The 25262-nt window shown below is 71.0% G+C and carries 22 protein-coding genes and 1 pseudogene; 8 read left to right on the top strand and 15 right to left on the bottom strand.

All coding sequences use genetic code 11. From position 1 onward, the window contains the following. Positions 1–10: 10 nt before the first annotated feature. From mdlC to FPZ41_RS08820, 4 genes are all read right to left on the bottom strand, one after another. Positions 11–1693, bottom strand: coding sequence for a benzoylformate decarboxylase (gene mdlC / locus FPZ41_RS08835; RefSeq protein WP_407698764.1), 1683 nt, complete (start codon positions 1691–1693; stop codon positions 11–13). A 53-nt stretch (positions 1694–1746) separates the two neighbouring features. Next, complete coding sequence (locus FPZ41_RS08830) at positions 1747–2613, bottom strand: ABC transporter permease (protein ID WP_407698761.1); 867 nt, start codon at positions 2611–2613, stop codon at positions 1747–1749. After that, complete coding sequence (locus FPZ41_RS08825) at positions 2610–3359, bottom strand: ABC transporter permease (protein ID WP_322619984.1); 750 nt, start codon at positions 3357–3359, stop codon at positions 2610–2612. The genes FPZ41_RS08830 and FPZ41_RS08825 overlap by 4 nt, the downstream gene beginning before the upstream one ends. 102 nt (positions 3360–3461) lie before the next feature. Then, complete coding sequence (locus FPZ41_RS08820; protein ID WP_152860751.1) at positions 3462–4448, bottom strand: ABC transporter substrate-binding protein; 987 nt, start codon at positions 4446–4448, stop codon at positions 3462–3464. 121 nt (positions 4449–4569) lie between these two features. Between FPZ41_RS08820 and FPZ41_RS08815 the strand changes: the two genes are divergently transcribed. Continuing rightward, the gene (locus FPZ41_RS08815; RefSeq protein WP_152860749.1) at positions 4570–5352 is read left to right on the top strand and encodes an alpha/beta fold hydrolase; all 783 of its coding nucleotides are present in this window, start codon (positions 4570–4572) and stop codon (positions 5350–5352) included. Positions 5353–5401: 49 nt separating this feature from the next. Here the strand turns inward: FPZ41_RS08815 and FPZ41_RS08810 are convergent, their stop codons facing one another. From FPZ41_RS08810 to FPZ41_RS08800, 3 genes are all read right to left on the bottom strand, one after another. Then, positions 5402–6535, bottom strand: a complete 1134-nt coding sequence (locus tag FPZ41_RS08810; protein ID WP_152860747.1) for a damage-control phosphatase ARMT1 family protein — start codon at positions 6533–6535, stop codon at positions 5402–5404. After that, positions 6528–7103 (bottom strand): hypothetical protein, encoded by a 576-nt coding sequence (locus tag FPZ41_RS08805; protein ID WP_152860745.1) that lies wholly within the window; start codon positions 7101–7103, stop codon positions 6528–6530. The genes FPZ41_RS08810 and FPZ41_RS08805 overlap by 8 nt, the downstream gene beginning before the upstream one ends. 142 nt (positions 7104–7245) lie before the next feature. Further along, on the bottom strand, positions 7246–8988 hold the full coding sequence (locus FPZ41_RS08800; protein ID WP_407698763.1) for a S8 family peptidase: 1743 nt from the start codon (positions 8986–8988) through the stop codon (positions 7246–7248). 500 nt (positions 8989–9488) lie between these two features. On the opposite strand from FPZ41_RS08800, the gene FPZ41_RS08795 reads away from it, so the two are divergent. Then, the gene (locus FPZ41_RS08795; RefSeq protein ID WP_152860741.1) at positions 9489–10478 is read left to right on the top strand and encodes a lytic polysaccharide monooxygenase; all 990 of its coding nucleotides are present in this window, start codon (positions 9489–9491) and stop codon (positions 10476–10478) included. 66 nt (positions 10479–10544) lie between these two features. Here the strand turns inward: FPZ41_RS08795 and FPZ41_RS08790 are convergent, their stop codons facing one another. Next, positions 10545–11201, bottom strand: coding sequence for a Tat pathway signal sequence domain protein (locus FPZ41_RS08790; RefSeq protein ID WP_152860739.1), 657 nt, complete (start codon positions 11199–11201; stop codon positions 10545–10547). Positions 11202–11760: 559 nt separating this feature from the next. Here FPZ41_RS08790 and FPZ41_RS08785 point away from each other — a divergent pair. Both FPZ41_RS08785 and FPZ41_RS08780 read left to right on the top strand, forming a co-directional pair. Next, a complete protein-coding gene (locus tag FPZ41_RS08785) occupies positions 11761–12414 on the top strand; it encodes a DUF6230 family protein (RefSeq protein WP_152860737.1) in 654 nt (217 codons plus the stop codon). After that, a complete protein-coding gene (locus FPZ41_RS08780; protein ID WP_322619983.1) occupies positions 12411–12815 on the top strand; it encodes a DUF6114 domain-containing protein in 405 nt (134 codons plus the stop codon). The genes FPZ41_RS08785 and FPZ41_RS08780 overlap by 4 nt, the downstream gene beginning before the upstream one ends. Positions 12816–12846: 31 nt before the next feature. Here the strand turns inward: FPZ41_RS08780 and FPZ41_RS08775 are convergent, their stop codons facing one another. Beyond that, positions 12847–13212, bottom strand: coding sequence for a hypothetical protein (locus FPZ41_RS08775; RefSeq protein WP_228022610.1), 366 nt, complete (start codon positions 13210–13212; stop codon positions 12847–12849). A 227-nt stretch (positions 13213–13439) separates the two neighbouring features. Here FPZ41_RS08775 and FPZ41_RS08770 point away from each other — a divergent pair, with 227 nt between their 5' ends. After that, positions 13440–14684, top strand: coding sequence for a cytochrome P450 family protein (locus FPZ41_RS08770; RefSeq protein WP_152860735.1), 1245 nt, complete (start codon positions 13440–13442; stop codon positions 14682–14684). A gap of 21 nt (positions 14685–14705) precedes the next feature. Here FPZ41_RS08770 and FPZ41_RS08765 read toward each other — a convergent pair whose 3' ends face one another. The 5 genes and pseudogenes from FPZ41_RS08765 to FPZ41_RS08745 form a co-directional block, all read right to left on the bottom strand. Beyond that, entirely contained in the window at positions 14706–16022 is a 1317-nt protein-coding gene (locus tag FPZ41_RS08765; RefSeq protein ID WP_152860805.1) for a cytochrome P450, read from the bottom strand. Between the two features lie 56 nt (positions 16023–16078). After that, positions 16079–16690, bottom strand: a complete 612-nt coding sequence (locus FPZ41_RS08760; RefSeq protein WP_152860733.1) for a GTP-binding protein — start codon at positions 16688–16690, stop codon at positions 16079–16081. Continuing rightward, a complete protein-coding gene (locus FPZ41_RS08755; RefSeq protein WP_131563670.1) occupies positions 16668–17030 on the bottom strand; it encodes a DUF742 domain-containing protein in 363 nt (120 codons plus the stop codon). The genes FPZ41_RS08760 and FPZ41_RS08755 overlap by 23 nt, the downstream gene beginning before the upstream one ends. Then, entirely contained in the window at positions 17027–17440 is a 414-nt protein-coding gene (locus FPZ41_RS08750; RefSeq protein ID WP_131563671.1) for a roadblock/LC7 domain-containing protein, read from the bottom strand. The genes FPZ41_RS08755 and FPZ41_RS08750 overlap by 4 nt, the downstream gene beginning before the upstream one ends. A 374-nt stretch (positions 17441–17814) precedes the next feature. Then, a pseudogene (locus FPZ41_RS08745) lies at positions 17815–19113 on the bottom strand (ATP-binding protein); the annotation flags it as partial. A 344-nt stretch (positions 19114–19457) separates the two neighbouring features. On the opposite strand from FPZ41_RS08745, the gene FPZ41_RS08740 reads away from it, so the two are divergent. After that, positions 19458–20414 carry an AraC-like ligand-binding domain-containing protein gene (locus FPZ41_RS08740; RefSeq protein ID WP_152860729.1) on the top strand — a complete coding sequence of 319 codons (957 nt, stop codon included), beginning with the start codon at positions 19458–19460 and terminating at the stop codon, positions 20412–20414. 382 nt (positions 20415–20796) lie between these two features. Here FPZ41_RS08740 and FPZ41_RS08735 read toward each other — a convergent pair whose 3' ends face one another. Further along, entirely contained in the window at positions 20797–21819 is a 1023-nt protein-coding gene (locus FPZ41_RS08735; RefSeq protein ID WP_131571465.1) for a GAF domain-containing protein, read from the bottom strand. A gap of 656 nt (positions 21820–22475) precedes the next feature. On the opposite strand from FPZ41_RS08735, the gene FPZ41_RS08730 reads away from it, so the two are divergent. Both FPZ41_RS08730 and FPZ41_RS08725 read left to right on the top strand, forming a co-directional pair. Beyond that, complete coding sequence (locus FPZ41_RS08730) at positions 22476–24410, top strand: type I polyketide synthase (RefSeq protein ID WP_152860727.1); 1935 nt, start codon at positions 22476–22478, stop codon at positions 24408–24410. Then, the coding region (locus tag FPZ41_RS08725; protein WP_152860725.1) for an AMP-binding protein at positions 24407–25262 on the top strand (856 nt) is incomplete at its 3' end. The genes FPZ41_RS08730 and FPZ41_RS08725, both read left to right, overlap by 4 nt.

Here is a 25262-nt window from a genome sequence, read left to right as displayed (position 1 = left end):
GGGGGTGCGGTCACCTGGCCCAGGGTTCGTAGAGCGCGCCCTCGGTGCCGGTGACGCGGAGGTGCAGGAGGAAGGGGCCTTCGTCGTCGCCTCGGTGGAGGGCGTGGTCGAGGGCCTGAGGGAGTTCGCCGGGCCGTTCCGCGTACGCCGAGGGGCAGCCGAAGGAGGCGGCAAGCGCGGCGAAGTCGATTCCGGTGATGTCGGTGCCGGGGACCGGGGCGATGGCGATACGCCGACCCAGCGCACGGACGGCGCCGTAACCGGCGTTGTCGAGGACGACGTACGTGACCGGCGCACCGTGCTGGGCGGCGGTCCACAGGGCCTGCACCGAGTACATCGCCGAGCCGTCGCCGATCACGCACACCACCCGGCGGCGGTCGGCGAGCGCCCGGCCGACGGCGAGCGGCAGGCCCCAGCCGAGGGCGCCGCTGCCGGTGGTGAGGAAGCCGCCGTCGTGGGCGACCGGCACGCGCGCGTGGAGGGCGTCCCGGTGGCTGGGGGCCTCCTCCACGAGGACGCGGTCGTGCGGAAGTCGTTCGCGGAGGAGGTCGAAGACCAGCTCCGGAGTCAGGTCGCCCGATGCGGGTGCCGGGGGTGGGAGACGGCGCGGCGGCGGAGGGTCGCGATGGTCCGCGTCCTTGACCAGGGCGGCCAGTTGGGTCAGGGCCGGTTTCAGCGTCGTGACGATGCTGGTGCCCGTGGGCAGCCAGGCCGCCTGGCCCGGGTCGCAGTCCAGGTGGAAGAGCTCGGTGCCGGGGCAAAGGGGCGGGCCCTGTGTGTGGACGTGGTACGTGAAGAGCGGTGCGCCGAGGGTCACGACCACGTCGTACGGCTCCAGCGTGGCCGCCAACTGGTCCGCGACCGGCGGCAGGAAGCCCTGGAAGAGCGGGTGCGACTCAGGGAAACCGGAGCGGCCCGACAGCGGGCTGATCCACACGGCGGCGCGGGTGCGCTCGGCGAACGCCCGGACCCGCGCGTGCGCGTCCTCGTCGTCGACGCCTGGACCGATGACCACCGCGGGGCGCTCACAGGTGTCGAGGCGCGCGGCAAGGGCGGACAGCGTCTCCGGACCCGCTGTGTACGCGCCGTGCACGACCCGCGGGGTGACGGGGTCGGCGGGCCGGTCCCAGTCGTCCTCGGGGACGGAGACGAAGACAGGGCCGCGCGGATGCGTCATCGCGACGCGGTGTGCCTCGGCGAGAACGGCGGGCACATCGGCGGCGCGGTCCGGCTGGCGGCTGAACTTCACGTAGGGGCGCGGGAAGCGGGCGGGTTCGTCAGCGCCGAGGAAGGGGCGCAGCTGGAGCAGGGCGCGGGACTGCTGGCCGGCGATGACGACGAGGGGCACGCGGTCGCGGTACGCGTTGAACACCGCGCCCAGGGCGTGGCCGACCCCTCCGGCCGAGTGGAGGCTGACGAGGGCGGCGCGCCGGGTGCCGATCGCGTGCCCCGCGGCCATCGCCACGGCGACGGACTCCTGGAGGCCCAGGACGTAGGTGAAGTCCTCGGGCCAGTCGCGGAACATGCGCAGCTCCGTGGAGCCCGGGTTGCCGAAGACGGTGGTCATCCCGGTGTCCCGGCAGAACGCGAGGAAGCTGTCCAGAACGGTGGGCTGTCCCGTGGGCGGCTGGGCGCGGCGGCCTCCCGTCGGCTCAGCGGGGTCCGTGGACCCCCTTGGTCCCGCCGAGTTCACTGGTCCCGCCGACCCCATCGGTTCCATCGGTCCCGTCGGTCCCGTCGATCCCGTCATCGCGTGCCCTCCCTTCCCCGGCCGATCAGTCGCCTCTCGACCGTCAGCAAACCGGTGTTGAGCAGATAACCGAGCGCGCCCAGCAGGAGCAGCACCGCCCAGACGGTGAGGAGGTCGGAGCGGGACTGGGCGTCGGTGAGTGTGTAGCCGATTCCGTCCGCGGTGCCCGGCAGGAGTTCCGAGAACACCATGAGGATGAGTGAGAGGGACAGGCTGAGGCGCAGGCCCGCGAAGATCCGGGGCAGCGCGGACGGCAGGAACAGCAGCCACAGTCGTTCGGCGGCGTTGAGCCGCAGTACGGCGGCGACGTCGAGACGGAGCGGCTCGGTGTTGCGCGTCCCCTCCGCCGTGTTGATGAGCACCGGCCACACGGCGCTGAACACGATCGACGCGAGCTGCATCGGCGTACCGAAGTCGAAGATCACGACGAAGACGGGCACCAGCGCCGGGGGCGGGACGGCGCGCGCGAACTGCAGCACCGGATTGCACAGCGCGTACGCCCGTCGCGAGCGGCCGACGGCCACGCCGAGCGCGATCCCCGCCACTGCGGCGAGGGCGAAGCCCGCTGCCATGCGGCCGAGGCTGGGCAGGATGTTGTCGACGGCGTCCGCCGTGAGGAACGCGTGGGCGACCGGCCCGGAGAACCACAGGTCGTAGGCGTGGCGGACGATACGGCCGGGCGGCGGGAAATACACGCTGCCGTGGGCACGGGCGGCGGCCTCCCACACGAGCACGGCGACGGCCAGCACGGCCCACCGGAGCAGCGCGCCCCGGGCCGCCGCGGAGGCGGCCGCCCTCCTGCCGCCGGCCGCTCCGGACACGTCGGGCACCCCGGACACACCGGGCACAGCCACTCGGCTCACCGCTTCCGCTCCCTGTGTTCCGGCGTCCACGGAAACAACCCGCGTTCGATCCGTACGAGTACGGCGTTGACGACCAGCCCCAGCGCGCCCGCCCACACCACACCCGCCAGCACGTCCCGCGTGCCGTCCGTCGCGAGGCCCGCCTGGGCGATGAAGATGCCGAGGCCCTCGCCGAAGCCGGCCAGGATCTCCGTGGCGACCGCGAGGATGAGCGCCACGGCGGCCGAGATACGGACACCGGCAGCGATGAAGGGGGCCGTCGCGGGGAGTTCGACGCGCAGCAGAACGGCGAGGCGGCCGAAGCCGAAGGCGCGCAGGGTGTCCTTGGCCAGGGACTCGGTCTCGCCGAGGCCGTAGACCGTGTTGAACAGGATCGGCCACACCGAGGCGTACATGACGAGGACGACCTCCGTCTCCGTGCCCGAGCCGAGCAGCAGCGAGACCAGCGGGATCAGCGCGACGGACGGCAACGGCCGCAGGAACTCCACGACGGCCCGCGACGCCGCGTCGACCACCGGCACACTGCCCAGCAGCAGCCCGACCGGTACGGCGATCGCACACGCGAGGCCCAGCCCGAGGGCCCACGCCCTCAGGGTGGCGCCGACCCCGTCGAGAAAGGCGGAGTCGCCGGCCAGCTCGACTGCGCGGGCGAGGACTTCCGAGGCGGGCGGGAGGTACGTACGCCGTACGATCCCCGCCCGGCTGACCACCTCGCAGATCGCGAAAGCGAGCAGCACGCCGGCCACGCCGAGCAGGAAATCCTGCCGAACTCGAACGCGAACCCGCAGCACGCCCCGCACTCCCACCCCCACTTCACGTCACTTCACGTCACTTCACTTCACTTCACTTCACTTCAGCAGCAGGTTCCCGGGATCGAGCTCCTTCTTCAGCAGCCCTTGTTCCCGCATGAGTTCGGTGAGGCGCCGCAGCTGGTCGGCGTCGGTGGTGGCCGGATACGCGGGCAGGTGGATGGACTCGGCCTGTTCGGCGGTCACCCTGGTGTACTCGGGGAGTTGTTCCCGTACGGCATCGGGATCCTCCGTGGCGATCTTCGCGGCGGCCTCGACGGCCCGCTGGAAGGCGGCCGCGGCCTCGGGGTTCCCGGAGGCGTAACTCCGCGTGGTGACGTACCCGCTGATCGGGATGGACGTGACGGGAGAGGACCCGCCGTCGATCAGTACTCGCGCGCCGAGATCCTTCTGGATCGCGCTGGAGAACGGCTCCGCCGCGTGCACCGCTTCCACCTGGCCCCTCTCCAGGGCAGGCCCCATCTGCGGGAACGCGATCTGGCGGTACTCGGGCAGGCCCGCGCCCCGCTCCTGAAGGATCGCGTCGAGGGTCAGCGACTGGATGTTGTTGAGGATGTTGACGGCGACCTTCTTGCCCTTGAGGCCGTCGGCGTTCTTGATCGGGGAGTCCTTGGGGACGAGCACGTCCATCATGTGCGGTGCGACGCGGGCACCCTCGGCGAGGATGCGCAGGTCCAGCGTGCCCTTCTCGTCGGCCTGGAGGAAGGTGACGTAGTTGGCGCCCGCGATGACGTCGACCTGGCCCTTGGCGAGGGCGGGCAGGGCCTGGATGCTCTGCTGGACCGGCTGAATACGGACGTCGAGGCCCTCCTTCTTGAACAGCCCCCGGTTCTGCGCGAGGTACAGCGGGGCGCCGTCGGCGAGCGGCAGGGCGGCGACGGTGATCTGCCGCGAGGAGGAGTCACCGCCGGACGATCCGTCGTCACCGGCTCCCTCATCACCTCCGCAGCCCGCCAGCGTGAGGGCCAGCACGGTCGTCACCGCAGCCAACCCGACTGTCTTCTCGCGCAGTTGACGCAACGTCATGCGCGCATCGATACCTGTGGGAGCGGCTTGATCACAACGCTTCGGCGCGTCGTTCTGCGCACCCTCACAGAACACCCTCCGTACTCTTGCCGAGCCGTTGCCACCCGGTCACCGTGGTCGCATGACCTCCTTCCTGCTGCCCCATGAGGTGCACGGCGACGGCACCCACAAGGTGTTCGCCGTGCACGGCTGGTTCGCCGACCGGTCCGCCTACGCGGCCGTGCTGCCCGATCTCGACCGCGCCTCGTTCCAGTACACGCTGGTGGACTTACGCGGGTACGGCCGGGCGAAGGACGCGGTCGGCGCGTTCACGACCGCCGAGGCCGCGGCCGATCTGGTCGTGCTGGCCGACCGGCTCGGCTGGGAGCGGTTCTCCGTGGTGGGCCACTCGATGGGTGGCGCGGTGGCCCAGCGGCTGCTGGCCGTCGCCCCGCACCGGCTGCGCCGGGTCGTCGGCGTCTCCCCGGTCCCCGCCTCGGGGCTGGCCCTCCCGCCGGACCAGTGGCAGCTGTTCGCGGACGCCGCCGACAAGCCGGAGAACCGCCGCGCCATCATCGACGTCACCACCGGGAGCCGTCGCCCCGGCGCCTGGCTGGACCGGATGGTCGACCGGTCCCTCACGTGCAGCGACGCCAAAGCCTTCCGCGCCTGGCTCGACTCCTGGGCGGGCGAGGACTTCCACACCCAGGTGGAGGGTGCGGGGGTTCCGGCACTCGCCGTGACAGGAGGTCTGGACCCGGCCCTGTCGGCCGAGCTGATGCGTCAGACGTGGATGCGCTGGTATGCGCGCGGCGAGCTCTTCGAACTGCCGTGGGCCGGGCACTACGCGATGGACGAGGCCCCCCTCGACCTCGTCCGCGCCGTGGAGGACTTCCTGCGCGCCGACCCGGACACCCCGCGATGAGCACGCCGGGCACGCCGAGCACCCCACGCCCCTTTTCAGGGACGTACCCTCAGGGCCTCACCTGGATCAGCGCGTGCGCGCCGCTCGTCCGCCACCCCTGTCCCTCCGCGGCGACGAGGGCCGGCTCCGTGCGCGCGTCGAGCCCGGCGATCACATCCGACTTGAGGGTGCGCAGGGCCGCCACCGGGCCGGGGAAGTACGCCGTCGGCGTCGCGAACGGGGTGGTCGGCGGCCACAGGCGGTCGCCCACGAGACGACGGTAGTTGAGGTCACCCTTCATGATCGTGAGGTCCGCCGCCGCGAACTCCGCGCGGAGATCGTCCGGCATGTCCGCGTACGGCAGCGGGCCGCACGAGAAGGGGTGCGCCCGGAGGGTGAGGCGGCCGTCGCCCAGGGCGGACCACAGGCTCCGGCCGACGGGCGCTTCGGCGGCCACCAGGTGGCGTACGGCGTCGACGAGGTCGGCGGTCGTGGCGTCCGAGACGTAGTACGGGTACGGCTTGAGGTGCAGTACGGCCCGCTCGATGCGGTCGTGCCGGAGGAGACGGTCGGCGAGGAGCAGGTCGGGGATGAGTTCGCGGCCGGCGTTGTCGGCGACGACGACCAGCGTGCCCCCGGTCAGCAGCGGCCAGAGCGACTCGCTGTCGTCCGCGACGAGTTCGGGGGTGGCGGACTTCTCGTCGCCCGCCTGGATGCGGAAGCCGAGGTCCGCGCGGTTGCCCCACAGCGAGCCGTGGAGCAGGGCCTGGAGTTGCTCCTCGACGGGCAGGCCGTCCAGCCGGTCGAGCGCGGCGATCTCCTCGGCGGCCTGCGGGGTGTCGAGCTCGGCGAGCTTGAACGGGCGGAACGGATCGACGCCCTGCCAGGGGCCGGGGCCGAAGTAGCCGACGGCGTGCAGCAGTCTGCGGTAGAAATAGCTCTCCGACCACAGGAACGGCACCTCGAACCAGGACCGGCCGACGTACTCCTCCACGCCCCACGCCTCCCACCAGGCGTCACCGTCCAGGGGCTCGATCGCGCCGTCGACCGCGCTCTTCAGCAGCGCGTCCAGCGCCCGGTGCTGTTCGGGGCCGTACGGGAACGCGTCCCGTACCTTGCGGATGAGCGCGGGGTGGCGTTCGGCCAGCACGCTGTGCGGAAAGGAGGACGGATCGGCGCTGTGGATGACAGGGGCGTCAGGCATGGTCGGGGGCTCCTCCCTGGCGGACCGGGATGCCGGGTGGCAGGGCCACCTCCGTGGCCCGGGCATCGAGCCGCGTGCCGTAACCGGCCTCGGTCCACACGTACTTCTGATACTGCTCGGGGGTCAGGACCCCCTGCCAGGGGGTGCCGTCAGCGTAGAACACCGACGCACAGCCGGAGCAGTAGGACGCCGAGCGCGACAGCTCCTCGGCGCGCGCCCGACCCGCCGCCACGACGCGGCGCTCCCGCGCCTCCCCGCGGATCACGACGACCGTGCCGATGAGCAGCAGCACCGCAAGCAGCGAACCGCCGATCGTGTAGAGCGGCTTGTCGTCCTGCACTCCGCTGTACGCGAGGCCGGCGCACACGCCGGTCATCAGCGCGCCCTCGACGAAATGCAGCCAGGAGTCGCCGCGGGACGCCACGCCCGGCCCGCTCGCCAGCCGGTCGGACAGACCGTCGTGCACGGACGCCGGGTCGGCGCAGGTCTCCTGGACGGTACGGACCTCGGCTCCACCGCAGCCGGGACAGTTCGCTCGGGCGGGCTCTTCGGCCCCCACACTCTCCATGCGCCTACGCTAACGGCCGGCCGGTGCCCGCTCGCATCGGCCGGCCGCTTCGCGTGGGGGGTGGCGGTCGGAAAGCTCCTGGTCAGAGGGTCCTGCCGGTCAGCGGGACCCGGGGTGGACCAGTCGGCTCAGAAGGTCCGGCTCAGAAGGTCAGCTTCCAGCTGTTGAGGGTCCCGGTGTCCAGCGTGGCCGTGTCCTGGACGCGCAGCTTCCAGGTGCCGTTCGCGATCTCGCTGGAGGCGTTGACCGTGTAGGTGGTGATGACGTTGTCCGCGGAGTCCGTGCCGCTGGCGGACTTCAGACGGTACGTCGAGCCGTCCGGGGCGACGAGGTCGATCACCAGGTCACCGCGGTAGGTGTGGGTGATGTCGACGCCGACCTGGAGGGCCGAGGGCGCGTTGCCGGTGAGGCCACTGACGGTGATCGGGGACTCGACGGCCGGGCCGTTGTCCGGGATGGCGAGAGCGGAGGTGCTGGTGAAGGTGGTGCCCCCGGTGGACCCACCGCTCACCGCCTGGACCGTCTTGGCCGCGTCGGCGAGGCCGGCGCCGCAGCCGCCCGAGCAGGTGCCCGGCAGAGCACGCGCGTTGGTCTTGATCGCGGACTCGATCTGGGCGGGGGTCAGCGAGGAGTTCGCCGACTTCATCAGCGCGGCGAGGCCCGCGATGTGCGGGGCGGCCATGCTGGTGCCCTGGTAGTACGCGTACGTCTCGGAGGCCGGGCCCTGCGTGCCGGTGTTCAGCGTGGACAGGATGCCGTTGGCCGTGCCGGTGCTGGTGTCACCGCCGGGGGCCGCGATGTCCACGACCGAGCCGTAGTTGGAGTAGTAGGCCTTGGAGCCGGAACGGCCGAGCGCGGCCACCGAGATGACGTTGCTGCAGCTCGCCGGGGAGTAGTTGGCCGCGTTGGCGTTGCTGTTGCCCGCCGCGACGACGACCGTGGTGCCGCGGTTCACGGCCGCGTTGATGGCGCTCTGGGTGGCGGAGGTGCAGGAACCGCCGCCGCCGAGGCTCATGTTGATGACCTTGGCGACGTTGGTGTTGGCGGGGACTCCGGAGACCGAGCCGCCGGACGCCCAGGTGATGGCGTCGATGATGTCGGAGTCGTAGCCGCCGCACCTGCCGAGGACGCGCAGCGGGGAGACCTTCGCGTTGTACGCGATGCCCGCGACGCCCTTGTTGTTGTTCGTGACGGCGGCGATGGTGCCAGCGACATGGGTACCGTGCCAGGAGGAGGTGGTGGCCCCCCAGCCGCTGCCGCACTCGTTGGCGTTGGTCCAGTCACCGGGGTCGGCCGGGTTGCTGTCACGTCCATTGCCGTCGCCCGCGACCGCGGTGTCGGCGATGAAGTCGTAGCCGCCGACCACGTTCGCGGCGAGGTCGGAGTGGGCCACGTAGCCGGTGTCGATGACGGCGACGGTCACCCCGCTGCCCGTGGCGATGTCCCAGGCGCCCGGCACCCGCATGCCCGCGGTGGACTCGAAGAGGTCCCACTGCTTGGCGTACTCGGTGTCGTTCGGGGTGGCCAGCGGCTTGTTGAGGCGGTCCGGCACGACGTACGCGACCTGCGGGTCGGCCCGGTACTCGGCGATGACGCCGGAGACGTCCTTCGTGCTGAGGTCGTCCTCGAGGTCGACGAGGGCGGCACCGGAGCCGAGGCGGCGCTGGAAACCGAGGTTCTCCCCGGCCTCCTTGCCCTTGGCCTGGGCGTCGGCGTCGGCGGCCTTGTCGGACTTGGCCTCGGCGGCGCCCGGCTTGTAGCCGACGATGAGGCGCTCGGCGGGGACGGAGGGCGCGGCCTCGGCGGGCCCGGCGAGGGCGGGGGCCGTGTCGGCGGCGGGGGCCGTCGTCCCGGCGGGCGTCTGGGCGGCGACGGTGGTGGTCATACCGGCCACCAGGGCCGCGGAGACCGCCGCGACGGATATCAGCTTCCGTCTCACGGGACGGGAGGAGGAGATACGCAAGGGCTTGCCTTTCTTGGCCGGCTCCGGGCAGTTGCGGAGCGGCGGGGGAGTCGCTTCATCGTCGAAGTGACAGGGGGGAAGAGAAAGGAGCGGCGCTGGGGGCCGGCCTGGCGCGAGCCGACCTTCGGGGTTACTTGTGGGTCGGCTGTGGCTGGAACGATAGGCATCGCCCAGGTCAGGTGAATACGGGGAAAACCCTCGACCGGACAGGGAACTCACCCTCACTGCCTGCCACTTGGGCCGGTTGGGTCCCCTTTGGTGCGGGTTCCGGCCCCTAGTCGCGGGCAGGTGCGCGCCGATGCGCGCCGCCTGCGACCGGCGTTGAACGGACACGTCCGGTGGCTCGTACGAGTCGGTGCACCGTCCCTTCGGCAGACGGGCCGGTGCACCGCTCCCGTCGACGGCCGAGGAGGGTCCACCGGATGGACCGGACACATCGGATTCGCACGAACTCCCCGCACCGCCCCACCGCGAGCCGTGCCGCGCTCACGGCCGCTCTCACTGTCACCGCACCGCTGCTGCTCATGACGTGGGCCGCCGCTCCGGCCGGGGCGCACGGCGCGCCGACGGACCCGGTGAGCCGGGTGTCGGCGTGCTCGCCGGAGGGCGGGCAGCGGGCGCGGTCCGCCGCGTGCGAGGCGGCCGTGGCCGCGAACGGGGCGCCGTTCACGGCCTGGGACAACCTCCGGGTGGCGGGCGTGAACGGCCGTGACCGGCAGCTGATCCCGGACGGGAAGCTGTGCAGCGGGGGCCTGCCCGCCTACAAGGGCCTCGACCTGGCCCGCGCGGACTGGCCCTCGACCCGCCTCTCCCCCGGCGCGGAACTGGACCTCCGCTATCGCTCGACGATCCCGCACACCGGGACCTTCAAGCTGTACCTGACGAAGCCCGGGTACGACCCCGGCAAGCCGCTCACCTGGTCCGACCTGCCCGCGAAGCCGTTCGCCGAGATCACGGACCCGCCGCTGACGGAGGGTTCGTACCGCTTCTCGGCGAAGCTGCCGTACGACCGGTCCGGGCACCATGTGCTGTACACGATCTGGCAGAACACCAGCACGGTGGACACGTACTACTCGTGCTCGGACGTGGATTTCCCGAAAGGCGGGAGTGGGGACTCCGCCGAGGGCGGCAAGGACGCGACGAGCGCCACCGGCGCCGCGGAGGCCGGAGACGCCGCGGACGGGCGGGAGGAGGGCGCGGGTTCCGTGGCCGGGACGGAGGACGGCGCGGGCGTGGCCGGGACGGAGGACCGCTCGGGTTCCGCGGACGGGACGGAGGCTCCGGGCAGCCCGGTGACGTCCGCGACGCGCGAGTCGCGCCCGTCGATGTCGCTGATCGCGGGAGGCGGCGCCGCGGCGCTGGTGCTCGCCGCGGGCGCCGCCCTCGTGTCACGCCGGCTCAGGGGGCGGTGACCCGATCCGGGGACCTGACCGGAAGACCTGACCGGAAGAGCTGATCCGAGGCCCTTGTCCGGAGACTCAGTTGACGAAGACCGTGGCGCCGCCCTGGGCGGTGTCGGTGACCGGCGCGTACTTCGCCGTGAAGTAGCCGGTGCTGAAGCACAGGGACGAGCCCGAGGTCCTCGTGAAGGGCTGAGCGGTGAAGTTGATGCTGTTGTCACCGTTGCCCGACGTGCCCGCGATGCTGGGCGCCTGGTAGACGCAGTTGATGCTGCCCAGCAGGGTCCGCAGGACGACGGTGGTCTGGATGACCGAGCCGGCGGCCGGGGTGACGGTGACGGCGCCCGCCGAGGTGACGGCGGCCGTGTAGGGCAGGTTGTTGACCGTGACGCTGGTGACGCCGAGCACGCCGGTGACGTTGCTGGTGCAACTGCCGAAGGTGTGCTCCTTGACCGACTCGGTGGCCGTGCCGGGCGCCGCCGGGTTGTTCGTCACGTCGGCCTTGAACGTCGACGCGGCGCAGGAGACACCGCTCGTCCCGGTGGCGCTGGAGTAGAAGTTGGCGGTCGTGCCGGAGGCGAGCGACGCGCTGAGCTCGTCGCCGACCGCTACCGCGTTACCGCCCGCACTGCCGGTGGTCAGGACGGTGCCGGCGGCGGAGGCCGGGGTGACACCGGCCGCCAGCACAAGGGCGGTGGCGGTGCCGGCGAGGGCCATGAGGGACTTCGTACGCATGGGGGTGCCTCTTCTCGGAATGAGGGCTGCGGGTGGGTGCGCGCGGGGATGCGTCCGGTGCGCGCGAAAGAGGGCGTCGCGATGTGACTCACCGCTGCCGGACGACCGGACACGGCCCACGAGAAAGGAGAAGGGGAAGGGGACCGTGCCGGTGCTGTGGAGGGGGTGATCCGGGCGCCACGGATCCGGGGGAAACCAGGGAGAGTTCTAGACCTGCCGAAGAGCCAACGTCAAGGCGCTGCAAGCAAGTTGATGGAACGTCACGCGAATCTCGCTGACGCATCACTGACGCGTCACTGACACACCGTCAAGATCACCTACACCAAGAGATGTTGAATGCAAGACGAAAAGCCCGAGGTGAGAGCGTTCCCCCTCTTCACAAGTAGGGCACAACCAACATCTCTTTGCCACAACTCTCTTGACCCTTGAATGTAACCACGGGTAACTTCCTGGTCGGCTACTGCGGCGTAGCAATCAAGCGCCGCAACCGCTGTCCGCGCCAGGACAACGTGCCGTTTGATTTCCCGCCTATCGCGTTGACAGTGCCCAGGGAGCAGACATGGCCTCACCCGCGGACGCCACGGCGTCCAACGACTCCACCCCCGTCAGACCGGAGAGGCGCGGGCGGGTCCGCATGCGCCGCGCCGCCGTGATGGCGGTGCCGGCCACGGCGCTCACCGCGGCACTGATGATCCTCACCGCCGAGGGCGCCCTCGGGGTCCAGTTCGCCATCTCCGGCATGCCGTTCGTGGTCACCGCCGACAAACTCGAAGGCCAGGGCTTCGCGCAGTACGGCTCGCTGGACGAGATGATCCCGGACAGCCCCAACCAGGGCGACACCGGCGGCCAGGTCCTCGTCGTCACCTCGGTCGTGAAGAACGGCAAGCTGAACAACCTCTGCCAGAGCGTCGACCTCGGCGGCATCAAGCTCGTCCTCACCGCCGGCGGCGGGTCCACGCCCGTGAGCGTGAAGAACCTCGCCATCGACTCCGACGAGATCAAGGGCGACGCCGCGTTCAACAACATCGAGATCGGCCGCGACTCCAGCACCTTCGACAAGGTCGACCAGAAGGGCCCCAAGGGCGTCTACGGCCAGCAGGCGGAAAAGGTCGTCATCACCGACCTGTACCAGCACAACTACGCCGCCACCGCCGCCGTCTTCAAGCTGCCCGACCTGCGCATGTGGTTCGGCGACAAGGGCTGCCCCCAGTGAACCGCTTCCACGAGTGGAGGGGGCAGCGGCCCTTCGTGGGCGGGCTGCTGCTCGCCCTGGGCGGCGCGGAGATCCTGGTGACCATGAAGGCACCCCTCCCGGTCATCCTGCACATCGGCATGCAGGGACTCGCCGGGTACCTGATACCCGGCGTAATGATCGTCTGCGGGCTGCTGATCATGTTCAACCCGGCGCAGCGGCTGTTCTACTCGATCATCGGTGTGCTGCTCTCGGTCGGCACCTGGCTCACCTCCAACATCGGAGGGTTCCTCATCGGGCTGGTGCTCGGCGTGACCGGCAGCGTGCTGGCCTTCGGCTGGCTCCCGGACCAGGAACCCCGCAAGAAGCGCCACCAGCTGCGCCGCCACCGCGACCAGGCGTCCCCCGCCGCCACCCCGTAGAACCGGCCTCAGGTCCGGCCGGAGCGGGATGTCAGAGCGCGGGCCGGGCCGTGAGGGCCGCCGACAGCGCCTCGTGGAGGTGGGTCGCGTCCGTGCACTCGCGGCCGTACGCCACCGGGACGTGCCAGTACAGGCCGGGGCCCTTCGTGCGGCGCGGGGGCGGGACGGCGACGTGGCTGCCGTGGCCCAGCACCTGGACCTCCGGGAGCCGCCAGTCGGCCGCCTCACCGGGCGGGACCAGCCAGTACAGGATGTCGCCGTAACCGTCCCTGATGACCGCGCCGGTATCGTCGCCGAGGACACCGAGCGCCCGGACACCCGGCGCGAACGGCACACGCACCGCGTCCCACCAGCAGCCGGCGGCCAGGGTGCGCACCTCGGCGCCATGGGTGGACATCCATCGCGGAACCCTGCGGACTGTCATCTCGTCACCGGCCTTACTGAGGGTTCTTCGAGCGTAACGAGCACGTGGGGCCGTCGGCTTGTCGCGGCGCGCACGGGAGTTGTCGGCGCGCGCACGGAAGTTCCTTCCGTGCGCAGCGCTCACAGATGCCCTCCTCGGCGAAACTACTGTGGCGTAGGGTGACGGGCCGTACGGATGGTTCGACTGCCCGGGAGGCCCCCATGGGACACCCAACCCCCTTACTGATAGACGCGACCGGCCGTGACATCCACGGCGAAGCCTCCCGAATACGCGCGAGGGGCCCGCTGACCCGCGTCGAGCTCCCCGGCGAGGTCGAGGCATGGGCGGTCAGCAGCCCCGACCTGCTGAAGCGGCTGCTCACCGATCCGAGGGTGTCCAAGGACGCGCGACAGCACTGGCCCCGGTTCATCGACGGCCATATCACCCCGGACTGGCCGCTGTTCACCTGGGTCGCCGTGCACAACATGTTCACCGCGTACGGCGGCGACCACAAACGCCTGCGCACCCTCGTGTCCAAGGCCTTCACCGCACGCCGTACGGCCGCGCTCAAGCCCCGCATCGAGGCGATCACCAGGGAACTCCTCGACGACATCGAGAAGGCCGGGACCGGCTCCGAGCCCGTCGATCTGCGCGAGGCGTTGTGCTACCCGCTGCCGATCCGGGTGATCAGCGAGCTGTTCGGCCTGCCCGAGGAGAACAGCGCAGAGCTGCGGAAGCTGGTGGACCGCATCTTCGACACCTCCGCCGAACCGGGCGAGATGACCGCCGCCTACGAGCGGCTGTACGCCGTGCTGGGCGAACTCGTCGCCGCCAAACGGCAGTCACCCGGCGACGACCTCACCACCGGACTGATCACGGCCCGCGACGAGGAGGGCGACACCCGGCTCAGCGAGCAGGAGCTGCTGGACACGCTGGTGCTGATGATCAGCGCCGGGCACGAGACCACGGTCAACCTCCTCGACAACGCGATCCACTCCCTGCTCACCCACCCCGAGCAGCTCGCGCACGTGACGTCGGGCCGGGCCTCCTGGGACGACGTGGTGGAGGAGACGCTGCGCCGCGACGCCCCCGTCGCCAGCCTGCCGCTGCGGTACGCCGTGGAGGACATCGACCTCGGTGAACTCGGCGGCCCCGAGGGGACGGTGATCCGCAAGGGCGAACCGATCCTGGCCGCCTACGCCGCCGCCGGCCGCCACCCCGAGCTGCACGGTGCGGACGCGGACGCCTTCGACGTCACCCGGGCCGACAAGGAGCACCTGGCCTTCGGGTACGGCGTCCACCACTGCCTGGGCGCACCGCTGGGCCGTATGGAGGCCATGGTCGCCCTGCCGGCCCTGTTCGAGCGCTTCCCCTCCCTCGAACTCGCCGCCGAGAAAGAGGAGTTGGGCCACGTGGAGTCCTTCATCTCCAACGGTCACCGCCGCCTGCCGGTACGCCTCGGCTGACGGCGACGGCCGTGGGAGAGGTCACTCCCCGCGCCACCACGCCAGCAGTCGGGCCCAGCCGCTCTTCGGGCGGCCGGGCTCGGCCGTGGGGAGTGCGTACTGCGCGCTCGGGCTGTACGGGCCCGCCGCCGGCCCGCTCCGGGGTGCCGGCGCCGCGTCCGCGGCCGGTGCGGTGACGGCGGTCGGCGGGAACGTCACCGGCAGTGCGGCGAGCGCCCGGTGGAAGGGGCCGGGACGCCACTCCAGCTCATCGACCGGCACGGCCAGTTCGATGTCCGGCAGACGGTCGAGGAGCTTCTCCACCGCCACCGCGGCGATCAGCCGGGCCTCGCTCTGCGCCGGGCACTTGTGCGGGCCGGCGCTCCACGCCAGGTGGGCGCGGTTGCCCGCCCGCTGATCGGAGGACAGGGCGGGGTCGGTGTTGGCGGCGGCGAGGCTGACGACGAGGGGATCGCCCGCCCTGAGCAGCGTGCCCTCGTACATGACGTCGTGCCTCGGGTAGTGCACCGCGTAGTTGGCCATCGGCGGATCGGTCCACAGCATCTCGTCGAGGGCGTCCTCCACCGGCATGCTGCCTCCGGAGAGGCTGCCCGCGAACCGGTCGTCGGACAGCAGCAGCCGCAGAACGCCCGCGATCAGGTTCTGCTGCGGCTCGGTGCCCGCGCCCATGAGCACGACGAGGCTGTGGACCATCTCGTCGACCGCGAGCTCCGCCGGATGCGCCAGCAGCCAGGACGTCACGTCGTGGCCGGGCCGGGCCCGCTTCAGCTCGACCAGTTCGATGAGGGTGGTCGTCAGCAGCTCGTTGGCCTTCTCGGCGTCCACCCCGTCGAAGATCCCCGACATGCCCTCGACCAGCCGGACCCCGTAGTCCGCCGGGCACCCGAAGAGGTGGTTGAACACGAGCAGCGGCAGGACCTGCGCATACTCGCCGAGCAGGTCCGCCTCCCCCGTCGGCGCGAACCGGTCGATGAGCGTGTCGGCGCTGCGCTCCACATAGCCGCGCAGCGTGTTCGGGTCGACGCGGGCCAGGCTGTCGGTGATGGCGCCGCGCAGCCGCCGGTGCTCCTCGCCGTCGGTGAACAGGGCGTTGGGCCGGTACATCATCATCGGCACGACCGGGCTGTCCATGGGGACGGTGCCGTCGGCGAGGTCGTTCCAGCGGCGCGGGTCCTTGGCGAAGGTCTCCGGGGTGCGCAGGACGTGCAGGGCGGCGGCGTACGACGTGACGAGCCTGGCCCGCACACCGGGCGCGAGCTCGACGGGCGCGGTCGGCCCCTTCTTCCGCAGCCGGTGGTAGACGGCGCCGGGATCGGAGGCGAACTCGGGGCCGTACATGGGCTCGTGGGCCGGGCAGCCCGGGGGCGGAACGGGCGGTACGGGTGGGACGGAGTTCACGCGTGCTCCAGTTTGCCGGTGCGGCCGATCAGATACTCGACGAGGGCGATCAGCGCCCGCGTGGACGACTCCTGTTCGCGGGCGTCGCAGCGGACGAGCGGGGTCTCCGGCAGCAGGTCGAGGGCCTCGCGCACCTCGTCCAGCTCGAACACGGGCGCGCCGTCGAAGTGGTTGACGGCGACCGCGTACGGCAGCCCCAGATCCTCCAGGACGCCCATGACCTCGAAGGACTGGTCGATCCTCCGGGTGTCGGCGAGGACGAGCGCACCGAGGGCACCCCGGGTCATGTCCTGCCACAGCTCGGCGAAGCGCTGCTGGCCCGGCGTGCCGAACATGTACAGCACGAGGCGGTCGCTGAGGGTGAGCCGGCCGAAGTCGAGGGCGACCGTGGTGGTCGTCTTGTCGCGCGTACCGGCCAGGTCGTCGACCACGGCGCCCGCCCGGGTCATGACCTCCTCGGTGCGCAGCGGCCGGATCTCGGAGAGCGAACCGACGAACGTGGTCTTGCCGACCGCGAAGTGACCGACGACCAGCAGCTTGACCGCGGTCTTCACGGTGGGAAGCAGATAGACGTCGGACGTGGCGTCAGAGGCGGGCGCGGAGCCCATCGAGGACCTCCTCCAGGATGCGGATGTCGAACGCCGGGTTCGCCGGAACGTACGGAGCGCGGGTGACGAGATGGCCGCTGTCCATGAGGTCGGCGACCAGCACCTTGGTGACGCTGACCGGCAGCGCCAGGTGCCCGGCCACCTCGGCGATCGACAGTGCGCCGGGCCTGCACAGCTCCACCACCCGGCGCTTCTCCGGACTGAGACCGGTCAGCGGCAGGTCTTCCCCGGTGACCACCATCGTGACCAGGTCCAGGGTGTTGCGGGTCGGGAAGGCGCGGCCGTCCGTGACGACGTACGACCTCACCAGTCGCTCCGGAGGGCGGCGCCGGGAGGTCATGCCGGGCTGCCGGTGTCCAGTCGGGCCGGGCTGGTCAGCTGCTGGCCGAGCCGGTCGACCAGCTTGTGCATGCGGTACGTCACGGCTTCCATGTCCACGTGCTCGCTGGTGGAGACCGCGAGGTAGGTGCCCTCACCGGCGGCTATGAGGAAGACGAAGCCGTGCCCGAACTCGATGAGCGTCTGCCGCCACGGGGTGTCCGGGGTTCCGCAGAACTCGGCCGTGCTCCGGCTGATGGACTGCAACCCGGCGAGCCCCGCCGCGAACCGCTCGGCGTTGTCCTGGTCGATCTGGGCGGAGTGGGCGCGCAGCATGCCGTCGGCGGAGAGCAGGATCGCGTGCCGCGCCTCGGGCACCTTCAGCACGTCGTCGAGCATCCAGCCCAGTTCGTTCGTCGTGGGCTCGATCATGCGTGGGGGGTCCCTTCATCGTGGTGGCGCGTCGCCTGCGTGGCTTCTTGCGGGGCGGGGTCGTCTCGTACGGCGCCGGAGTCGCGATTCCGCTCCGGCTCGGGTTCCTTGCCGAGGACTTCCCACACGGGCTCGTACCGCGGGGTTTCCGGCGCGGATTCCGGCGCGGCGGCACGGCGTATGGCTTCGAGAGCGGCCTCGAACCGGTCCGTCTCCCCGACGGCGTCGTCGCCCGCGGCTTTCGGCGCGTTCTCAGTGAGTGCGGCGCTCGCACCCGGTGCGCCGTCACGCACGGGCTCATGGGCCGCCGTCTCCGGGGCGGGCGGTACGGGCTCCTCCGGCGTTTCCCGCCGCTGGGCCTCGCCGACCGTCCGTTCTCCCCGCTCCCCCGCCTCGCGGCCGAAGCGGGTGCCGCGGGCGAAGGCGCCCATGATGCGGGCGTTCTCCTCGGGCGAGCGGGTGGGGGCGTCCTCCGTCGAGGCGGAGGCGGGCGCGGAGGGGGGCGTGGCGGCCTTCGACGGGGTGCGACGGCGCCGCTTCGGCAGACCGCCCATCGTCGTGCCCTCCGGCTCCGTCCGGTGCGAGGCGAATTCGGTCACGGACTCCGGCTCGGGCTCGGGTGCGGGTGCGGGGGTACGGCGCGCGGGCGTCTCGACGACCACGGGCTTCGGGGCCGGGGTGTCCGCGTAGGTGAGCAGGCCCGACGGGACGAACACCACGGCGCGGACACCGCCGTACGGCGACCGTGTGTCCACGGAGACGCTGAAGCCGTAGCGCCGGGCGAGCACACCGATGACGGAGAAGCCGAACTGGGGCGGGTCGTCGAGGCGGGTCACGTCCACCGAGATCCGCCCGCTCAGCAGCTCGCCCGCCCGCTCGACCGCCTGCCCGTCCATGCCGACGCCGGCGTCGTCGATGACCACGCACGCGCCGTTGTGCACGGCCTGGACGTTGACCTCGACGTGGGTGCCCGGCTGCGAGTGGCGGGCCGCGTTGTCGAGGAGCTCGGCGACGGCGAGGACGACGGGCTCCACCGCGCGGCTCTCCACGGCGAGGTCGACCTGGCCGGTGACGCGGACGCGCCGGTAGTCGCGGATACGGGACGTCGCGCCGCGGACGACCTCGACCAGCGGTGAGGTCGCGCGCTGGCGCCCCGGCCAGGAGCCGCACAGCACGGCGATGGCCTGGGCGCGGCGGCCGAACTGGGCGTTGGTGTGGTCGATCTCCATCAGGTCGCGCAGCACGTCGGGGCGGTCGTGCCGCTCCTGCATCTCGGAGATGGACACCTGCTGCTCGTTGGCGAGGGCCTGGATGGAGCGCATCGACGCCTTCAGCGCGGCCTTCGCGGACTGGTCGGCGCGTGCCTGCGCGTGCTCCACGGCGCCGGAGAAGCGGGCCAGGATCTCGTCGAGACCCTTCGCGAACTCCGTGTCGGCCAGCCGGGCGTCGAGGGGGCCGGGGACCGGCTGGTGCGAGGAGTCCGCGAGGGCGGGCAGGCGGACCAGGACCATATGGCGCAGTTCCTCGTCGCGTGCGCGCAGTCCGTCCGCGAGGACCACGCTGCGTCCGCGCTGCCGACGGGAGATCCCGTGCTGACGCAGCAGAAGCACGGCAGTGGCCAGCAACAGCGCGGCCAGGCCCCAGGTCACCGCCTCCGGCATGGGCTCGGTCATGAGGTCACAAGTCCTTACGTCACGTGCATAATTCGCCACGTCCTCACGTCGTCTCGGGCGCGCATGAGTGGGCGGAGCGCCTGATGCTAGTTCCATCACGGCGCGCTCACTTTCCCTCACACGCAGGGAAGTTGCCGTGCGGCGCACAGCTGGTGCGCGCGGTGCGGGAGGGTGCGCGGCACGCAACTCCGGCATATGCCCTGGCTGATGGTCGCCCATGGCAACCGGTGGCCCACTAGGGTTTCCCGCAGTAACAGCCGGTGTACGCGAACGGAAAGCGTCGCCCGGCCGTACAGAAGAGCATGTACGACACGGTCGGGACCCGTCGCCGCGAAGGAGGTTCGTTGCCCGCGGGAAGCTACACCGTCGAGTCGCAGACCACTTCAGATGTGGAAGCGCACGAACGCGCCGACTTCTGGAGCGAGCACATCGGGGCGTACCACTCCCGGATGGGCTTCAGATACACCCGGCCCGACAGCTTCCACGGCGAGACGATCCGTCAGCTCACCGGGGCCTACCAGCTCGTCAGGTACTCCTCGGACGAGGTGGAGTACAGCCGGACCCCGCGTCAGGTGCGGCACGATCCCGACGAGGACTACCGTCTGCTGCTGCCCGTGCGGGGGGAGATCGTGCTGCGGCAGGACGGCCAGGAGGCCCGGCTCACCCCGGGGACGGGTGCGCTGGTCACGTTCGGGGCGCCGTTCCTGTGCCACCAGGGCGCGGACATCGAGGCGTTCATCCTCACCATCCCGGCCTGTGAGGTGGACGGCCCGCTGAACCGGAAGTCACCGGTGGCGACGGGCTTCGACCTGACCCGGGGTCTGGGCCGGATCGTGCACTCGATGCTGAACGACCTGCACGAGGAGCGCGACCACCTCACCGATCCGCAGTTCAACGCCGTCTCCGACCGCATCGTCGAACTGGTCTGCATGCTCACCGTGGGCGACGACCGCCCCGACGCACCCGGTCACCTGGGCGAGGTCGAGGCCATGGTCCGCCGCTATGTGCGCGAGCACGCCTCCGACGCGGGCCTCACGGGTACGTCGATGGCGCACGCCCTGGGCTGGTCGCTGCGCCAGATACAGCTCGCCCTGCAGCGCGCGGGCACCACGCCCCGCGATCTGATCCGCGAGGAGCGCCTGCGGCTGGTCCGTGACCGCCTTCAGTGCGCGGAGTGCGAGCACCTGACGATCACGGACCTGGCCCATGCCTCGGGCTTCTCCTCGGCCAGCACGCTGAGCACGGCGTTCCGCCAGCGGTACGGCGTGAGCCCGCGCGAGATGCGGTACCGGTCCCGCTGACGCGGGACCACCTCCGGGCCGGCTCTTGCCGAGCTGCCTCGCCCTCGCCCCGAAGGATTCCGCTTTCCCGGATCCGGAACGCAGGTCAACCGGCCCCGGACGCCACCGGACCGATCACACGGATGAGCCACACATCCGCCGATCCACCAGGCAGCCAGCCCGGGAACCCGGCGAACCGTCGCATGTCCGGTCCGGACAACCGGCGTTACGTTGTACACCGATATTCGGACACCCGGCGTCACGGAGAAGCGCACAGCGAACTCCGTGCCCTTACCACCTGAATCAGCCAAGCGGACCCGGTGAAGCCCGCGCCGAGAACCCGGGGGAGCGACCGGCCACGACGCACCCGCAGGCCACTGCACCTGACCTTCCCCGGAGCCGCTCAGCCGGGGAACGCTCCCGCGATCCCGCTCGTGCCGAGGCGCTCGAAGCGTTCCTGGACGTTGGCCGCGAACGCCTGCTGCTCGCTGCCGGAGTAGGCCTGACCTGTGATGTTCATGGCCACGGTCAGAACACCGCTGATGGGAGCGCCCGGCGAGGTGCGCACCGGGGTGCACAGGAAGCTGAACTCCTGTGGCTGCGGGTAGTCGTACGTGGCGATCTGGGCGCGACCGAGCGTGGCGGGCCGGCCGCCGTGGAAGGCGTCGTCCATCGCGTTGAAGACCCCGATGGACTCCAGGCCGGGCAGTGCCATCCTGCCCGGGCTGAACTGCGGGACCATGCCGAAGGCCTGGCCCTGCTTGCCGTTGGCGTACCGCAGCAGATGGTTCGGGCCCTCGGTGAGCATGATCGGGAAGGGGGCGCCGTCGAAGACCGCGAAGAGTTCCTGCTGCTGCGCGAGCAGGCTGTCGCGCAGCTTGAAGTCGGCGAGCAGGGTCTCGGTGAGCTCCTGCATGTGCTCGCGTATTCGGCGGTCCCAGGCCCGGGGCTTGAAGTCGGCGACACACACGGTGCCGAGCACCATGCCGGTGTTGTCGCGCAGCGGGGTGCCCAGGTACGAGCGCACGCCCAGGTCGTTGACCAGGGCGTTTCCCTTGAAGCGTGGGTAGTCGAAGACGTCGTCCAGGGCGAGCTGGGACCCCTGGGCCACCACGTGCGGGCAGAAGCCGTAGTCGCCGGGTGCCTCTCGGGAGAGGTTGCTCAGGTCGAAGGGGATGGCTCCGTGATCGGGGTCCGCCTTGTCGTCGGGCGAGGAGGTCGGCACGTACATGCCGCGGAACATCTGCCGCTCGTCGTTGATGAAGTTCACCATGGCCAGCGGGGACTGGGTGAAGCTTGCCGCGAGCCGGGCGACGCGGTCGAAGGTGGCTTCCGCGTCAACGTTGTTGAGGCCGAGAACCTGCAGTCGCAGCTTGCGCTGATCACCCGCGAGGCGCGTCTGCTCGGATGTGGTCAGGGGATCCATGAGGTCAGATGAAAGCAGAATATACGACTCCGCGGATCACCCCACCCCTTAAATTCCGTCCCACTTGGCTCATCATCAACACCTGGACGGCCGGGGCGACGTGACCTCCGGACCCTGCTTGAGCACCTGAGGGCCCCTCCGGTCCGGCCACCTCGTGCGCATGCCCAATCTCAGAGTCTGTCCAACTATTTACAGGTTTCAACCTCAGGCGATCACTTCCCGCCAATCCTTGGGCGGGAAACGGGCGGAAACGATTTCGCGTACGACAATCGTGCGGTGGGCCGATTTTCGACGATCGCCTGTGCGGCGCGCTGGGGAGAGAGGGCTTGGGTCGGTGGGGCAAGTGCGGTTCGGTACGCGGGCACCACGACGCGAGTGTGGGCGGGAACACCCTGGCGTCCTGGACGGTTTCACGCCAAGATCCACTGTGCGCACAGCACCACGGTGCACTATCCGGATCGGTCGGCCGCCGTTCCGGTTAGGCGCAAGCCACGCACCTAGCTGCACGGCGGTAACCCCGGTCGACGAGGTCCGGGAACTCGCCTCACACTCGTAACCCGTTCCCATCCGCCCGCAGCCGGGGACCCCGGTGGTGAAGCGGACGTCAAGCGCGCCATCACACACGCTCATCGACGAAGCAGTGAAGGAGAGTTCCGTTGAAGAGGTCGGACGTGGACTCACGGTCCGTGGCAGTGGTCGGTATGGCCTGCCGACTCCCCGGTGCATCCGGGGCCGATGAACTGTGGGCCCTGCTGCGCAGCGGTAGCGACGTCACGAGTGAAACCCCACCGGAACGTTACGATGTCGACGCTCTGTTCGATCCCCATCCCGGCCCCGGCAAGCTCGCCAGCCGACGCGCCGGGTACGTGGATGCCGCCGACTTCGACGCCGAGTTCTTCGGGCTGTCCGGAGCGGAGGCGGTCGAGCTCGACCCCCAGCAGCGGCTGCTGCTGATGACCGCGTGGGAGGCGCTGGAGGACGCGGGCCAGCGGCCCGACCAGCTGGCCGGCAGTCGAGCCGGGGTGTTCGTGGGCAACGCACGGGCGGACTATCTGGAGCTGGCGCTCCGGCAGGGCCCGGAGGCGGTGACGGCCGCCCACCTCCACAACTTCCGCTCGTTGCTGGCCGCCCGGCTGTCCCACTTCTACGACCTTCGCGGGCCCAGCGTCGTCGTGGACACGGCCTGCTCATCGTCGCTGACCGCTGTTCACCAGGCGGTGCAGAGCCTGCGAGCCAGGGAGACTCCCCTCGCCCTGGTGGCCGGGGTGAACATCAAAATACGCCCCGATGAAGGTCTGGTGATGACCGCGGCCGGGGGGATGTCCGCCGACGGCCGCAGCCGGTTCGGGGACGCGGCAGCCGACGGGCACGCGCCGAGCGACGCGGTCGGCGTCGTCGTACTGAAGCCGCTCACGGCCGCCCTCGCCGACGGGGACCGCATCCGCGCCGTCATCCAGGGCAGCGCCGTCGGCAACGACGGCCGCACCAGCGACTCGGTGCTCAACTCCTCGCTCACCGGGCAGCTGGAGGTGCTGCGCTGGGCGTACGAGGACGCCGCGCTGGACCCGGCCGAGGTGGACTACGTGGAGGCGCACGGCTCCGGCTCCCCCTCCTTCGACCCACTGGAACTCACCGCACTGGGCCAGGTGCTGGGCCGGGGCCGGCCCACCAACCGGCCGCTCCTGGTGGGATCGGTGAAGACCAACATCGGGCACGCGGAGGCCGCCGGCGGTCTGGCCGGGCTGATCAAGACGGTGCTGTGCCTGGAGCACGGGAAAGTACCGGCCAGCCTCCACCTCAGCACCCCGAACCCCAAGGTCCCCTGGGACAGGCTGCCGCTGGCGATACCCGGCGCCCTGTGCAAGCTGCCCGACCGGGGCCGGCCGGCCGTCGCGGGCGTCTCCGCACAGGGCTCCTCGGCGCTCAACGCGCATGTGGTCCTGCGCCAGGCCGACACCCCCAAGTCCCGCGTGAGGGACGCAAAGCCGGGCAAACCATACGTGCTCCCGCTCTCCGCCCGTACGCCCGCGGCCCTCGACGCCCTGGCCCGCAGGTACGCCGACCACCTCTCCCCCACCGGGCCCGGCTGGGCCCACTCGGTGCGGGACATCTGTTTCAGCGCAGCCACCCGACGCCAGCACCACGAGCACCGGATGGCCGTCGTCGGCGCCACCCACGAGGAACTGGTCGCCGCGCTCACCGGGATGCCGGGCGCGGGCGGCGAGTCCGAGCTCGCCGCCCAGTACCGCGAGGGCGAGCACGTGGACTGGAACAAGGAGTTCAAGAGGGGTGGCAACTACGTGCCGCTCCCCCTGTATCCCTGGCAGACGAAACGGTACTGGCAGGGCGAGGGGACCACCGCCGACGACAGCGACCTGACCTCATGGGTGCTGCGCGAGCACGCCCGCACCGGTTTCGACGACGGCTCCACCCTCACCGAGATCGGCATCGACTCCCTCGCGAAGCTGCGCATCGTCGTCGAGCTGACGAAACGGTCCAACCACGAGGTCGACCCCGAGGAGTTCGGCCGGCTGCGCACGGTCGGCGAACTACGCGAATGGACCCGGGCTCTGGAGGCCGCGGCGCGATGACTGATCCGCAGATCCGGACCCCCGAGGACGACCACGCGGCGAGCGAGCCGCGGTCCCCGGGAGCAGTCGACAGGGGCACGGGGGTTGCTTCACGGACAGCGGACGGGGTGCCCGCGCACGCGGTGCTCACCCCACAGCACACAGCCGGGACGGGCGCGGGCGCGCCGGACCCGGCGAAGGCCACGGTCGCCGGCAGCGGGAGCCAGGAGGTCACTCCACTGACCTCCGGCACCGGGACGGTGAGCCACCCGGCGACCCTCTACGACTGGTTCGCCCGGTCCGCCGACGAGTTCGGGGACTCGTTGGTCGCCCTGGAGATCGACGGCGAGGAGCTCACCTACGCACGGCTGCGCGGCCTCGCGGAGCGGATCGCGGGGCGGCTGGTCGCGGCGGGGGCCGGTGTCCCGCCTCGGCGCGTCGGGCTGATGGCGAGCCGGTCGGTGGTCTCGTACGCGGGCTACCTGGCGATCCTGCGGGCCGGCGCGACCGTCGTCGTGCTCAACCCGGAGCATCCGGCGGGGCGGACCGCCGACATCGTTCGGGCGGCGGAGCTGGACCTCGTCCTCACGGACACACCCGGAAACGATCCAGCCATTCCTCAACTCGTCCTGGAGCCAAGGGAGTTGGGCGAACTGGCCGCCGAGCCCAAACCCGACATCGAGTACCCACGGGTCACTCCGGACGATCTCGCGTACATCATCTTCACGTCCGGCTCGACCGGTGCACCGAAGGGTGTGCCGATCACTCACCGCAACATCTCGGCCAATCTCAGTCATGTGGCGTCCCGTTACGACATCGGGCCGGGCAGCCGCCTCTCACAGGCCTTCGAGCTCACCTTCGACGGCTCGGTGC

This window comes from Streptomyces acidicola, assembly GCF_009377235.1.
In the GTDB taxonomy this organism is placed as follows: domain Bacteria; phylum Actinomycetota; class Actinomycetes; order Streptomycetales; family Streptomycetaceae; genus Streptomyces; species Streptomyces acidicola.
This window is presented reverse-complemented; position numbering and strand designations above follow the sequence as displayed.